This is a genomic window from Cupriavidus yeoncheonensis, assembly GCF_905397275.1.
GTDB lineage: Bacteria > Pseudomonadota > Gammaproteobacteria > Burkholderiales > Burkholderiaceae > Cupriavidus > Cupriavidus yeoncheonensis.
In genome coordinates this window covers 151,814-165,827 of sequence record NZ_CAJPUY010000011.1, presented here as the reverse complement: position 1 = coordinate 165,827, position 14,014 = coordinate 151,814, and the positions used below count along the sequence as shown (strand labels likewise).

The following is a 14,014-nucleotide window of genomic DNA, read 5'->3' as shown; positions in this document are numbered from 1 at the left end:
CATGCCGTTCGACGCATCGCACCGCGCGCCACCGCGCTGGCTGATCCTGGCCGCGGTCGTGGCGATCGGCCTGAACCTGCGGCCGTTCCTGACGGCCGTCGGGCCGCTGGCCGCCATCATTCGCGCCGGCACCGGACTGGACTACGAAGGCATGGCGTGGCTGACGCTGCTGCCCATGCTGCTGATGGGCGCCGGCGCGTTTGCCGCACCGGCCATCCGCCAGCGGCTGGGAGCACGCCGGGCGGTGCTGGCCGCGCTGGCCGTGCTCGGCGCGGGATCGGCGCTGCGCGCGCTGGCGACGGACGGCGCGATCCTGGTGGCCACCGCGGCCCTGTGCGGCCTTGGCGTGGCCGTGGTGCAGGCAGCCTTCCCGGGCATCATCAAGCAGGAATTCCCCCGGCGCGTGGCCCCGGTCATGGGCCTGTATTCCGCCGCGCTGATGGGCGGAGGCGCGCTGGGGGCGCAGCTTGCTCCGCTGATCTCGGACCTTTCCGGTTCCTGGCAGCAAGGCCTGGCCTGGTGGGCGCTCCCAATCGCTGCAGCGCTCGTCCTGGCCTGGCGGGCCCTGCCGGCCGCAGCCACGGCTGGGCCCGCCGCCCGCGCCGCGCACCGGCCGGCCAGCCAGTTGCTGCGCCGACGCCGCACGTGGATGCTGATGGCCTGCTTCGGCGCGATGAACGGCGGCTATGCCTCGCTCGTGGCATGGCTGGCGCCGTTCTACCAGCAGCATGGCTGGAGCGTGGCGCGCAGCGGCAGCCTGGTGGCGGCGATGGCGGTTGCCCAGGCCGCCGCCGCGCTGCTGCTGCCCACGCTCGCAGCCAGCCGCCAGGACCGCCGCGCGTGGATGGCCGCGGCACTGGCCATGCAGGCCGTGGGCTTTGCCGGCCTGGCGCTGTGGCCCGAATGGTCGCCCTATGCCTGGGCTGCCATCGGCGGCGCCGGACTGGGCGGCTGCTTCGCCCTGTACCTGGTGGTGGCCCTCGACCACCTGCCGGACCCCGACGGCGCGGGCGCACTGAGCGCATTGATGCAGGGTGGCGGCTTCCTGCTGGCCTCACTGGCGCCGTGGATCACCGCGGCACTGCATTCGCACTCCGGCGATTTCGTGATCGGATGGTGGTACCACCTTGGCTGCGTGGCGTTCGTGGCCGCACTCACCATGCGTCTGGATCCCGAGCGCTACGCCAGGTCCATGGCTGGCGCCGCGGCCCATCCGGCGTAGTCGGCCGCCCGTCGACGGCTCAACAGCTCTTGTACGGCAGGATCTAGCCGGCATCGTGCACGCGGTCGCCATTGGGGCCGGGCTCGCGCTGCCGTTCATGACGTCTGCGTTGTCGAGCGAAAAGGGCGTCCCGGGAGGGCTTCACACGCTGGCCGGCCCGCCACTCAGCGCGGCATGGCCCGCTCGATGGCCACACTGACATCGGCCGGATCGGGCCCGGTGTTGGGCGGCAGCGCGAACAGCGCGCCCGCAGCCGGCGTCAGCCCCTGCACGATGCGCAGGGCCAGCACGATGAGCATGACTGGCATGGCACCTCCTGCATGGCTGGCGGGGAACGCCACAACGCGCGCAAGCTTCGTGCCAATGCCCTGGCGCCTTCCCGGACCACGCGCGGCACCGGACCAGGGAAATCCTGCGCCAACCTGACGCACGACCGTGCCGGGCGTACCCAATTCTGCGTACGACTTCGCGACCACCATGGCAGCACGCGGGCCATGCTGCGAGGCGCCCCCCGCCAAATCCTTTGCAAGGTTTATTTCCGATGTAACGCCACATTACCCCTTGCAGGGAAAGGGCAGGCACTCGGACCAGGCCGGCATGCCACCACCGAACCCTTGTGCGGCAAGGCTTTGCGGGCCATTCCCCGAAGCAGCCGGGGCGCCGCGCAACGCATGCGTCATGTGAGACAGACTTACAAGTGCAAGCACGCAGCGCGGGGCCGCGTCGCTACATTGAAGCCGTGTTCAACGCGAACGATCCGGAGCCCGACATGAAACGCGCCCTCTGCCTGGCCGTGCTGCTGTCCACCACCGCAGCGCTGCTTTCCGCCTGCATCGTGGTACCGCCGCGCGGCGGCCCGCCGCCCCGCTACTACCACTACCACGACCGCTACTGATGGACACCGCCCGGTCCGTCAACCCGACACCAGGAGAACCACGATGAAACGCCAGCTCCTTCTCGCCGCAGCCGTCCTCGCCGCCGGAGGCACCTTCGGCCTGCTCAGCCCCGCGCAAGCCCACGACGGTCCCGGCGCCTACGCCTACGGCCACCCGCCGCCGCCGCCGCGCTACGAGCCCCGCCCTCCGGCACGGCCGGGCCAGGCGTGGGTGCCCGGCCACTGGGCCTCCCGCGGCGGCCACTATGACTGGCGCGGCGGCTACTGGCAGGCGCAGCGACCCGGCCAACGCTACGTGCCGGACCGCTGGGTACGAAGCCCGCATGGCTGGGTCATGCGCCCCGGCTACTGGGCGCGCTGACGCGCGGCCCACCAACCTGCCTCGCCTGACATGGCCCGTCCAGGTTGGTGGCAAGCCTGCGCAGCAGCTGTGCCGCACGCTGCTCCGGCCTCATCCCGAGGTGGCAAGCCTCTCTCATCCAGAAGCATTAGATCGCGTGTCCGGGCGTGCGCAGCGAGCGGCGCAAATATGGAGAAATACGATCGAATGAGGTCGTTTCATAATTGCGTCACTAAATATCCCTTGATTTTCTCTTGCCCCCCGAAGGGGTTATAAACTCGGCACGGCAAGCCCCTGAATAATCAAATCGGTTGCACGCCTGCAACCATTCGGCAAAGTGATGTCTCAGATGTGATACGGTTGCCAACGCCCGTCTGCATGGCGCTCTCACAACATTCCCCCACCAAATGGAGGGATTTTGGGCGCGTATTATGAAGTCCCCTTCATTCATCCTTCACCCCCCGCCAATTAGCGCCGCTTGCAATCCATACCACCACCCCATAAGATGGTTTTAAGCCGATTTAGGAGCGAGTAAGTTTCGGGTTTGGGTTCGGGTCATCTTCCAGCCGCCGACAAGTTCCGAGCAGAAAACGGAACAGGCCGGACATGGAAGCACGGGGGTCAGGGCAGTCAGCGGACCGCAGCGCGCGTCCGCTTGCCGTGCAATGTCTCCCCATACGCAAAGCGCCCGCATTCCCTCCCGAGTAACGGGGAGTGAAACAAATGAACGCCTTGCTGATCGAGGAGCATCCTCTGCTCCGTCTCGGGCTGCTGCAGATGCTCGAGAACATCCAGGATTCCGGTCACGTCGCAGCGCTCGCGCCTGACGAACTCGGACGACACGACAATGTGCCGCACAACGCCGACCTGCTGGTCTTCGGCATGCCCACCGACACACGCATCGGATGGGCGCAACTGCAGGTCGCCCGCGAGTTGCTTTCGCCCCAGCGCATCCTGATCCTCGCCGACCAATTGCCGCTGCACATGCCTGACGCCGAAAGCGCGCGCGGTGTATGCGGATGCCTGCCCAAATCGGCATCGCTGGCGGTCATCGAGGCAGCCATCCGGCTCGCGGTTTCCTCCGTGCAGGGCTTGCTGTTCAGCGCCGAGACCGGCACCCTGCCGTCGGCATCGCGTCCGGCCATGCCAGTCACGCAATCGCTCGCGTCCGCCACGCCGCTGCCGGCCGCGGCGCCGCCCGAGCAGCTCTCGCTGGCCACGTGCGCCAGCTCTCCGCGCAGCGCCTTGCGCAGCAACGTTGCCGTGCGCGACCTCACCGGTCTCAAGCCCGGCCTGCCATTGTCGGGCAGCGCGCGCCCGGTCGAAGAGCCGCATGCCGAGGCCGAACCGAGCTACGACGAAGCCGAGATGCTCAAGATCACGCCGCGCCAGTATGAAGTGCTGGTGCTGCTGGCGCGCGGCTATCCGATCAAGACCGTCAGCCGCATGCTGAACATCTCCGTGGCCACGGTGAAGAGCCATGCCTGCACGCTCTACCAGCGCCTCAAGGTGCGCAACAAGGGCGAGGCCGTCTACGCCGCCTTGCAGCGTGGCGCCACGCTCGAATGGGTAAGCGGCGACGAGCGCGTCACGCGGGACAGCAGCATGCGCCCCGTGATCGCACGCCACGGCGAAGCGGCCGTCTACGAAGTCGCAAGCCCGACGATCTGAACGCCAGCACCGGCGCCGAGACCCGCGAGACAAGCGGGCCGGCGCTGCCCCGGGCCATGCCGGGGACCGAAGGGGTCAGCCATGCACGCCAGCACTTTCCTGCCTACGTTTTCCGTGTGCATCTGCACGCGCGACAATCCGGACGGCTTGCGCGAAACACTGCGCTCGGTCCTGGAGTCCACCATGCCGCCGCACCAGATCCTGGTGTCCGACGACAGCCGCAACTACGACACGCGGCAGATGATGCGCGAGCAGTATGCCGCGATCCCGTATCTCGAAGGCCCACGGCGCACGCCGGCGGCAAACCGCAACCGGCTCGTGCGCGCCGCGACCGGCTCGCACGTGCTGTTCATCGACGACATGACCCTGCTGGGCGAGACCTTCCTGCAGCAGATGGCCGAGCGGATCGCGGATGACTATATCCACCGGGCCCAGGTTGGGGAGACGGTGGCGCCGTTGATCCTGACAGGCATGGAAATGCGGGGCGGTCGCTGCTGCAGGCCCTGCAAGGCATCATTCCTCGGCTATCCGTCACCCGAATACCGATGTGGTGAACGGCCAAATTCGGTGGTGCTGCATTGCGCGGTGTTCCCGCGCCAGCTGTTCGAGCATGGGCGCTTCAATGAACAGCTCTCCTGCGGCTATGACACCGTGGAACTGGTCGATCATGCTGTGCATGAACGAGGGCATCGCATTGAACTGGTGCCGAGTGCGGTGAACCGGAGTCTCGCCACGACGGCTGCCGCCGAGGAGGCCGAGCTCAACGATGCCTCGCGGTTCTATGCGACGTTTCGCGGCTATCAGCGTCTTCGCCACCGTTCCGTGACGGCGCTGGCATTCGTCCTGCTCGCATCGGGCGACATCCTGTGCCGGCATGTGCGGACCCAGGGCCTGCAAGGCGCCGGCACTGCCTGGCGTACCCTCAAGCATATCCGCGGGTTGTTGCGCGAAAGCACGCCATCCGGATCCGGCCTCGGCCGGGAAGGCAAGGCGGCGTAGCCCGCCCCCGGCTCGCCGGACAACGGCTTCAACCGTTCGCCAGGGCTTCGCTGCCGCCGCCGGCATCGACCGTGGCCGCTTCTCGCCGGTAGGCGGGGAAGTAGCGCGTCATGTCGGACAGCACTGACCTGTCTCCCCCGCACAGCGTCAGATATTTTTCCGGATGGACGATGACCCGATGTGTCCGGAAGGCGTGGGTGTCGGGAGAAAACCCCTTCTTGAAGTGGAACAGGGAATCCGAGGAAGAGCCGCCGACGCCGCCGCCCAGGTGAAAGCGTTTGAGACCGGATTCGCGTCCCCAGGCGCGCACGGCATGTGTGATGATCTTCTGGGGCTGGCGATGGGCGTATCGTTCGTCCATCCCATAGAGATGGGCCTGAATGATCCCGGCCGCGCGCGCGACTGTGACCAGCGCGGCAGCAATAATGGCCCCGCCTTCCTCCGCGACAAACAGCTTGAGGCTGGCTCCGAGGCCGCCCGTCAGAGCTTCATAGTAGCGATCGTCGAAATGGTAGTAGTCCGCGGCGTCCAGCCGCTCCATCGACTGTCTGTATAACTTGATGAACGTCGGCATCGCCTCGAAATCCTGATCGATGCGGGCTGTCACGCCTGCTTCCAGCGACTTCCGGATGTTTCGTCGGTGACTGCTGCATGTCTCCTGCCAGTGCTCCTCCGCTGTCTTGGCAAGGTCGATCGAGACGGTCCTGCCTTGCTCAACGAGTTCTCCCACGGCGCTGTGCCAGTCCACGTTCAGCAGAGGATGCAGCCGTATGAACCAGGAGATGCAGCCTGCTTCCCGCAGGCGGTTCACAATTGCAGCCATCGCCTGATCAAGGAAGTCCTGCGAAACGGCATCACTGACAGCCGGTCCGCCGTATCCATATGGCGACACGGCGTCCCATCCGCCGGCGTCGACCTCTCTGCGTATGATGGGCACGAGCAATTCATTCTCGCCATCGGTAGCGTAGACCGCGCATGCCTTGCCGCCGTCGCCAAATTCGGCTGCCCGCATCCAACCCGGCAGATGGTAACAGTCGTGCGAACAGCGCTTGAGCACAGCCAACCATTCCCTTGCAGAGGACCCCAGGATTGTGACTCGAATCATCTTCTTCCCCCCGAAATCGCATCATGAACCGCTGACATGGTCAGTGAGCATGCCACGTGCCGGCATCGGGACAATGCGATCAACAGCCATCACGGGACGTTCTGCCTGCAGATCGACTCCCATCTCACGATAGTAGTCCCTCCTTGTCGCTTCCGACCATTGCATAGTCCGCTCCGGCACCATCGATCCTGCAGGGTAAATTGCAGTGCCCCTCCCATCAGAGGACCGCGGTCGCGTCAGTTAGCGCCGCCTGGGATGCCACCTCTGCAACGACCTCGGCCGTCTTGCGCATGTGAGCTTCCGTCAGCGTAGGATGCACGAGGAACATGAGGCTGGTCTCACCGAGTTCGCGCGCCGCCGGCAACCTTTGCTGGGGTCTCAACCCGGTGCCTTCAAACGCCTTTTCCCGATAGACCTCGGAGCAACTGCCGGCGTAACACGGCACACCTCGTGCACTGATTTCTGCCACCATCCGGTCCCTGCTCCATCCTTCGCGCAACGCATCCGGCCGCACGAAGGCGTAGAACTTGTACCAGGCATGCTCCATATGGGGAGGACATACGGGCAACCTCAATGCCGCACATGACCGCAAGGCCTCCGCCAGCATCGCTGCGTGATCCGTGCGCCGCGAATGCCACTGGGGCATCCGGCCAAGCTGAATGCGGCCGATCGCGGCCTGCAGTTCCATCATCCGCCAGTTCGTGCCGAACGAGTCATGCACCCAGCGGAAGCCCGGCGGATGCTGGCGCTCGTAGATGGCCTCCCAGCTCTTGCCATGATCCTTGAATGACCACATGCGCGACCACAGTTCGCGGTCATTGGTGGTGACCATCCCACCCTCGCCGCCGGTCGTCATGATCTTGTCCTGACAAAATGACCATGCGCCCACATCGCCAATGGTTCCCACCGCACGGTTCCTGTACTTCGCTCCGTGTGCCTGCGCGCAGTCTTCAATCACCTTGATGCCGTGATCGCGTGCAAGCGCCATGATCGGATCCATCTCGCATGGCAGTCCGGCCAGGTGCACACAGACAATGGCACGCGTACGCGGCGTGAGGACGGCCCGGATGGTTGCAGCGGAAATGTTCCCGCTATCCAGTTCGATATCCGCAAAGACTGGCCGGGCGCCCGCATTGATCACGCTGGAGATGCTGGCGATGAAGGTGCGCGGCGTCACGATGACATCATCGCCCGACCCGATGTCCAGCGCTTTCAGCGCAACGTCCAGCGCAAGCGTGCCATTGGCGAGCGAGACGGCGTGCGCAGCGCCTGTCCAGCGGGCAAACTCGGTTTCGAACTCCCGACATAGAGAGCCGGTCCAGTAATTGACCCGGTTTGAGAGCAGTACCTCTCGGATGGCATCGGCCTCGTCAGCTGTAAAGCTGGGCCAGGGGGCAAATTGCGTATCCAGCATGTCTGTGTCCCAGTTTTCCTTCCTCTTGGAAGTCGAACCGCAATCTGGAAGCGCCACCATGGCGACCGTTGCAAGCGACCAGAGTCGGTACCTAGAGAACCTCCACGCCATACTGCCTCGGCCGGGCCGTCCCGTGCGTTCGGAAGCGCACGTTTACGCATTGCAGCACACGCCGCGAAAACAATAATTGCTTCATGGGAAGCAACATGGACACATGGGGCCGCCGCGGCCTTGGTCACGCGTGCAAGAAGAACGAACTTGAGAAGAACGCAGCGGGAGCCGCCGAGGCATGAATACCTACCTTTCGAACTGGCTGACCGCCCTTCCGCGACGCGGCAAGATTGCCTTGATGGTCTGCGCCGATCTCGTGGCATTGCCGCTGTGTTTTTCGCTCGCCTTGTTCCTGCGAGCCGGCAACACCGCGTTGCTTGAGCAATACGGCATCGCGCCGTCGCTCATCATCGCCGCGTGCACGATCCCTGTGTTCACGTACAGCGGGCTCTACCGCATGGTGGTCCGCTACTTCGACCTGAAGGTGCTATGGACATCGGGCGGCAGCCTGGCTTGCCTGGTCGGAATGACGTACGCCCTTTCGTTCCTCGTGAACTTCAGCCAGCTTCCGCGCACCGGCCTGCTGATCTACTGGTTCATTGCCTTTGCCTATGTGGTCATTTCCCGCTTCGTTGCCCGCGCTATTCTCAGTCATGCCAGACAACGCAATGAAGGCGAAAGCCAGACCAGCGTCGTGAAGGCGGCCATCTTCGGCGCCGGAGAGGCCGGCTTCCAGCTTGTCAGCGCCATGCGCCGCAGCACAGGACACAAGCCCGTCTGCTTCTTTGACGACGACTACAGCCTGGACAGAAAGATCTTTGCCGATCTGCGCGTGTACTTCAGCGACAACATGAAGGAGCACATCCATCGGCTTGGCGTCAACGAAGTGGTCCTTGCGGTTCCCTCTCTTTCGATCAACCGTCGCCGCCAGATCGTAGAGAAGCTGCACCGATACGGCGTCAGCGTCCGTACGCTGCCTACGTTGCTCGAGCTGGTGGACGGAAAGATCACCATGCAATCGATCCGCGACATCAAGATCGAGGACCTGCTCGGCCGAGATATCGTGCCGCCGCGTGAAGAGCTCTTTGCCAAATGCACCCATCGAAAAGTGGTGCTGGTCACGGGCGCGGGCGGCTCCATTGGCAGCGAACTGTGTCGCCAGATCGCGACTCAGTCCCCCCGCAAACTGATCCTGCTCGACCATTCCGAGTTTGCGCTTTACCGCATCGAACAGGAACTGCGCCAGAAGTTTCCGGGGCTGCAGTTGCTCAGCCGGATTGGTTCCGTCTGCAATGCTGAAGCCCTTGCCGCGACGATGCGCGGCCAGCAGATCGACACGATCTATCATGCGGCAGCCTACAAGCATGTTCCCCTGGTTGAAGAGAACATGCCCGAAGGCATCCGGAACAACGTACAGGGCACGCTCAACATCGCCACCCTGGCGGATCATTTCGGGGTGCAAACCTGCATCCTCGTCTCGACTGACAAGGCCGTGCGCCCTACTAACATCATGGGCGCAAGCAAGCGCATGGCCGAGCTGGTATTCCAGGCGTCCGCAGCCCGGGCAAGCACACGAACGACCTTCGCGATGGTGCGCTTTGGCAATGTCCTCGGCTCATCGGGCTCGGTCGTACCACTGTTCCGGCGCCAGATCCGCTCCGGCGGCCCGGTCACGATCACGCACCCGGACGTGATTCGCTTTTTCATGCTCATACCGGAAGCTGCGCAGCTCGTGATCCAGGCTGGGGCGATGGCCAGGGGCGGCGAAGTCTTCGTGCTGGACATGGGCAAACCCGTGCGCATCGTCGAACTGGCGCGCACAATGATCGAAATGTCCGGGCTCGTCGAGCGCACACGCAAGAATCCGAGTGGCGATATCGAAATCAAGTTCGTCGGCCTGCGCCCCGGCGAGAAGCTTTACGAGGAGTTGCTGATCAGTGACGACGTCACGCCCAGCGAGCACGAACGCATCATGTGCTCACATGAGCCGTTTCTCGGCGCGGATGAGTTGCACCGGAAGCTCGACCAGCTGTTTGCTGCCTGCGAATCGCGCGACGAATTGGCGATCCAGACGGCAGTACAGTCGATCGTGCCAGAGTACGCACCATATAGTTCTTTGGAAGAGGTCCGCTCCCCACCAGAAGAGCTGATCTCCGCTGGCGATTCCCAAGACATCCTGCAAGCCACCATACGAAAAATCGCTGCGCGCGGCCTGCTGGGCGAAGATGCCGACCAACAGGTACCCGCAGCCAGTGCGATGGGGGGTGGCAGTACGGGCTGATCGCGTGTATCGGCGGCGCGGCACAAGCCTGGCGATTGCGCGCATCGAACCGCGCGCGCGAACCCTCAAAGTAGCAGTTCTCCTGCACGGCTTCCCATGCACGCTCCGTTACTGAGGCCATGGTCCCCGGTTGCCGACGCCATTCGTTCGGCGACGCACCAATTGAACCTCAACGCATATGCCTCCTTGCCCATAATGGCAGGTGAGATGGTGGCATGCTGCGCCAAGACGTCCACAGGGCACCGAATCGAAATGTTCAAGATCCTCCTGCTATTGGGCTCGATCGTCCTATTCTTTCTGTCGGTTGTCATACCCAATTCCATGCAGAACGCAACTGCCGCCTGCCTGGTCCTTTGCGCGGTGTTCGCGCTGCCCAATATCCGGCTGAACCGCAACTTCCAACTATTGCTGTCGCTCTATCTCCTGTCCTGCGCGGTTACCGTCTTCTACATCCTCGTGGGCCTGTCGGCAGGTGCGGTCCAGGAAGCCGTACAACAGACGGTCATCATCTACATCCTGTCTCCGCTGCTGTGGATACTGATCGTCTCCGGCTTGACGAACCTTCTCGACGACGAGGCGTTCCGACGCTGGATCATGGTGTTCATGATGCTGTGCGTCTCGACGGTCCCGCTGTTCTTTTATCTGTTCCTGCAGGGCTATGACGACGCGGTGCACTTTTTTATCAAGGAAGCCAATGTCGACCTGACTGAGGGCAACGTTGCAGCGACCATCCACGTCTACGGTTCCTTCATTTTTCTGTCTGGCGGCATGTTCGCCGCGCCGGGGCTTGTACGCGGCAATGCGGCCAGAGTCTTGGTCCTGTCAGCGCTGGCGGCCGTTGCAATCACGTCCGGTCGTTCCGCCCTCATGATCTCGATCCCGACCGGCGTGTTGCTCGGTCTTGTTCTGAATTCCCGCATGGCCCCATCCGCAGCGTCGCCGAGGTCAGCTCGGGGCTTCCGCTCCGTCCTCCAGACAGGTCTCGTCATCTGTGCAATCCTGCTGGCGATGGCAATGACGCTCGACGATATCAGCCTCCCGTATATCTTCTCCAACATGGTCGAGAAACTTACATCGGGTGGCGGACCTGCCCGGGCTGAACAGTTCAACGCTTTGATGGATGGCGTGGCACGCCACTGGGCACTCGGCAGCGGTCACGGCATAGGGGTCAACTACCTGAGAAACGACGACTATCCGTGGCGCTATGAACTCGTCTGGGTTGCGACGATCCTGCGTGTCGGCGTGATCGGCAGCCTGATCTACCTGCTCCCGTTCCTGACTTACGTCGTGGTCTTCCTGCGCCGATGGTCTGCGCGACGGCTATCGGAGCTGGATATCTTCTTCTTCGCCGGCTTCGTTACTGCCTTCCTGGCTTCCAATACCAACCCCTACGTCGAAGCCTTTACATTCCAGTGGATGTACATCCTGCCGACGGCACATCTGCTGAATCGGGGCAGCGCCCGCAACGGAGCTCGGCAATGACGGGGGCACGCGTCCTGGCGCTGACCAGGTATGGCCGGCTTGGCGCGTCGTCGCGCCTGCGAGGCTTGCAGTTCCTGCCATGGTTCGAGCGTGCCGGCCTGTCAACGACCGTACAGCCGCTGCTGCCGGATGCTGTCCTCAGCAAGAGGTACGCCCGCTCGCGCTACGGCATAACCGCCCTGCTTGGTTCCTATGCCAGACGGTTGCTTGCCCTGGCAGGACAGCGAGACTTCGACCTGATCTGGATCGAGAAAGAAGCGCTGCCCTGGCTTCCGGCGTGGCTGGAACGTGCCCTGCTCAAAGGCATACCGTACGTACTGGACTATGACGATGCGCAGTTCCATGTCTATGATCTGCACCGATCGAACCTTGTTCGGCGCGTGTATGGTGGGCGCCTCGACGCGTTGATGTCGGGCGCGCGCCTTGTCGTGGCAGGCAACGAGTATCTTGCGGAACGAGCGCGGCGTGCCGGCGCGGACTGGGTGGAGATTATCCCGACAGTCATCGACCTGAATCGGTACGGCATCCGTCCCAGACCGAGCACAGGCGGATCGGCACCACTGCGCATCGTCTGGATCGGCTCACCTTCGACCGTCCGGTATCTTGACGGGCTCAGGACGGCGCTGGCTTCGCTCGCCGACCGCCATCGCTTTGTCTTGCGCGTGATTGGCAGCGAGTTCGTCGCGCCGGGTGTCGAAGTCGAGTGCGTACCATGGACGGAAGAGACGGAAGCCGCTTCCATCGGCGATTGCGATATCGGCATCATGCCACTGATGGATACCCCGTGGGAACGCGGCAAGTGCGGCTATAAGCTGATCCAGTACATGGCATGCGGATTACCGGTGGTGGCCTCGCCGGTAGGGGTCAACCAGGAAATCGTGCAGGACGGTGTCAATGGCTTTCTTGCACACAGCGAAGCAGACTGGGTCGCGAAGTTGTCACACCTGCTCGAAAGCACGGAACGACGACACCGCATGGGAAGCGCCGGGCGCGGCATGGTCGAGCAGTGCTATTGCGTACAAATGGTTGGCCCCAGGATGGCGGCGATGCTGTCGCAGGCTGCGGCTTCGGTCCGATGACATGCAAAGACTTCCTTGTGTCGTGCCCTGGTTCTCCCGGTCGAAAGCCGAAGTCCGGCCGCCGTCCGCATCCCATGCCTCTTGTCGCGGACGCCGTGTATGAGAACTGCTCACATTTCCTGGAATCTGGTAGGGCTTGGTGTCCCGGTCGTGATTGCAGCCCTGACGGTGCCGATGCTGCTTCAGCTCCTGGGCGCACCGCGGTTTGGACTGTTGACACTGGCGTGGGGGTTGATCGGCTATGCGACAGCCCTGGACTTCGGCATCGGCCGCGCCGCCACGCAGCAGATCGCGGCGCTGCGCGGCGCCACGCCCCCTCAGGATGATTCCATTCCCGGCGTACTGAAGACCGCTGAGCGCATTACCCTGATAACCGGCTTCGTGGGCACCGCTGCCATCTTGCTCCTGCTGGCTTGTGGTGCCGATGCGCTGCTAAAGGTCGACCACGTGCCGAGGGCCGAGATACGCTGGGCCATGGCACTGCTGGCGCTTGCGCTGCCGCTGCAGGCGATCACCGCGGCCTATCGCGGCGTGAACGAGGCCTATCTGAACTTCCGGGGCGTCAGCATTCTGCGCATGCTGCTCGGTGCCGCGAACTTCGGGATTCCATACCTGGTTGCGCTCTTCAGCCCGAAGCTTTACTGGCTGGTGCTCAGCCTGGTGCTTTCGAGAGCGATTGCCGCATGGATGTATCGATGGCTGGCGAGGCGCTGCATCGGCCTGAAACCGGGTTCGCCAACGCCACCATACTCCCGCGACCTCGCCCGCAAGCTTGCCCGCTTCGGGGGATGGTTCACGCTCAGCGGCGTGCTTAGCCCGATCGTTTCGACAGCGGACCGATTTTTTGTGGCGTCGATCGTTTCATCGGCGGCAGCGGCCGCCTATGTGATCCCGTATGAGATGGTCGCGCAAAGCCTTATCCTGATCGGCGCCGTCACCACGGTAGCGTTCCCGTATCTGAGCCAACGCCGCGTCAGTGCACCGGACGACGCCAGGCGCCTGTTCTACATCGTGCTCGCGCTCTCGCTGCTCGTCATGTCAGTGGTGGCGGCAATCTTCGGCTTTTTCGGGCATTCGCTGCTGACCTTGTGGCTGGGTAAGGCTATCCCCCCTGGCGCCGACGAGATCGTCCGGATTCTGAGTCTTGGGCTTATACCCTTTACGATCGGCTCAATGTACATTGCGTTGCTGCACTCGGCCGGCCGTACCAGCGTGACGGCCAAGATCAATCTCGTCGAATTTCCGATATTCCTTTTGCTGACCTACGTGCTGATTCAGCAATTCGGCATTGCCGGAGCAGCCTATGCATGGGTGCTGCGACTGGTGGTCGACGCGATCCTGCTGGTGATTGCAGCGGAGAGTGGACTGCTGCACAGAATCCTGAGATGGCCGGTACATCGAGCCGTCGGGGCACGAGAGGGCTGATCCGTCTTGCGACGAACGGCCGGACCCGTTCGCAGCACGGTCCGGTCAGA

12 protein-coding genes are annotated in these 14,014 nt (G+C 63.5%); 9 read left to right on the top strand and 3 right to left on the bottom strand.

Translation table 11 applies throughout. The features are described from left to right. The first annotated feature begins 1 nt into the window (after position 1). Complete coding sequence (locus KHO22_RS16795) at positions 2–1,222, top strand: cyanate transporter (RefSeq protein WP_211948283.1); 1,221 nt, start codon at positions 2–4, stop codon at positions 1,220–1,222. A 164-nt stretch (positions 1,223–1,386) separates the two neighbouring features. Here the strand turns inward: KHO22_RS16795 and KHO22_RS16790 are convergent, their stop codons facing one another. Next, the gene (locus tag KHO22_RS16790; protein ID WP_211948282.1) at positions 1,387–1,530 is read right to left on the bottom strand and encodes a hypothetical protein; all 144 of its coding nucleotides are present in this window, start codon (positions 1,528–1,530) and stop codon (positions 1,387–1,389) included. A gap of 461 nt (positions 1,531–1,991) precedes the next feature. Here KHO22_RS16790 and KHO22_RS32735 point away from each other — a divergent pair, with 461 nt between their 5' ends. The 4 genes from KHO22_RS32735 (at position 1,992) to KHO22_RS16775 (ending at position 5,127) form a co-directional block, all read left to right on the top strand. Next, positions 1,992–2,117 (top strand): hypothetical protein, encoded by a 126-nt coding sequence (locus KHO22_RS32735; protein ID WP_268914538.1) that lies wholly within the window; start codon positions 1,992–1,994, stop codon positions 2,115–2,117. A gap of 43 nt (positions 2,118–2,160) precedes the next feature. Next, positions 2,161–2,478 (top strand): YXWGXW repeat-containing protein, encoded by a 318-nt coding sequence (locus tag KHO22_RS16785; RefSeq protein WP_211948281.1) that lies wholly within the window; start codon positions 2,161–2,163, stop codon positions 2,476–2,478. A gap of 702 nt (positions 2,479–3,180) precedes the next feature. Next, the gene (locus tag KHO22_RS16780; RefSeq protein ID WP_211948280.1) at positions 3,181–4,128 is read left to right on the top strand and encodes a LuxR C-terminal-related transcriptional regulator; all 948 of its coding nucleotides are present in this window, start codon (positions 3,181–3,183) and stop codon (positions 4,126–4,128) included. Between the two features lie 81 nt (positions 4,129–4,209). Beyond that, on the top strand, positions 4,210–5,127 hold the full coding sequence (locus KHO22_RS16775) for a glycosyltransferase family 2 protein (protein ID WP_211948279.1): 918 nt from the start codon (positions 4,210–4,212) through the stop codon (positions 5,125–5,127). A 28-nt stretch (positions 5,128–5,155) separates the two neighbouring features. Here KHO22_RS16775 and KHO22_RS16770 read toward each other — a convergent pair whose 3' ends face one another. Continuing rightward, positions 5,156–6,232, bottom strand: coding sequence for a GNAT family N-acetyltransferase (locus tag KHO22_RS16770; protein ID WP_211948278.1), 1,077 nt, complete (start codon positions 6,230–6,232; stop codon positions 5,156–5,158). A 217-nt stretch (positions 6,233–6,449) separates the two neighbouring features. Beyond that, entirely contained in the window at positions 6,450–7,646 is a 1,197-nt protein-coding gene (locus KHO22_RS16765) for a DegT/DnrJ/EryC1/StrS family aminotransferase (RefSeq protein ID WP_211948277.1), read from the bottom strand. Between the two features lie 289 nt (positions 7,647–7,935). On the opposite strand from KHO22_RS16765, the gene KHO22_RS16760 reads away from it, so the two are divergent. From KHO22_RS16760 to KHO22_RS16745, 4 genes are all read left to right on the top strand, one after another. Then, positions 7,936–9,978, top strand: a complete 2,043-nt coding sequence (locus KHO22_RS16760; RefSeq protein ID WP_211948276.1) for a polysaccharide biosynthesis protein — start codon at positions 7,936–7,938, stop codon at positions 9,976–9,978. A 252-nt stretch (positions 9,979–10,230) separates the two neighbouring features. Then, positions 10,231–11,460 (top strand): hypothetical protein, encoded by a 1,230-nt coding sequence (locus KHO22_RS16755; protein WP_211948275.1) that lies wholly within the window; start codon positions 10,231–10,233, stop codon positions 11,458–11,460. Beyond that, positions 11,457–12,539, top strand: coding sequence for a glycosyltransferase family 4 protein (locus KHO22_RS16750; RefSeq protein WP_211948274.1), 1,083 nt, complete (start codon positions 11,457–11,459; stop codon positions 12,537–12,539). Before KHO22_RS16755 ends, KHO22_RS16750 begins: the two co-directional genes overlap by 4 nt. A gap of 99 nt (positions 12,540–12,638) precedes the next feature. Continuing rightward, positions 12,639–13,964, top strand: a complete 1,326-nt coding sequence (locus KHO22_RS16745; protein ID WP_211948273.1) for an oligosaccharide flippase family protein — start codon at positions 12,639–12,641, stop codon at positions 13,962–13,964. Positions 13,965–14,014: the final 50 nt, after the last annotated feature.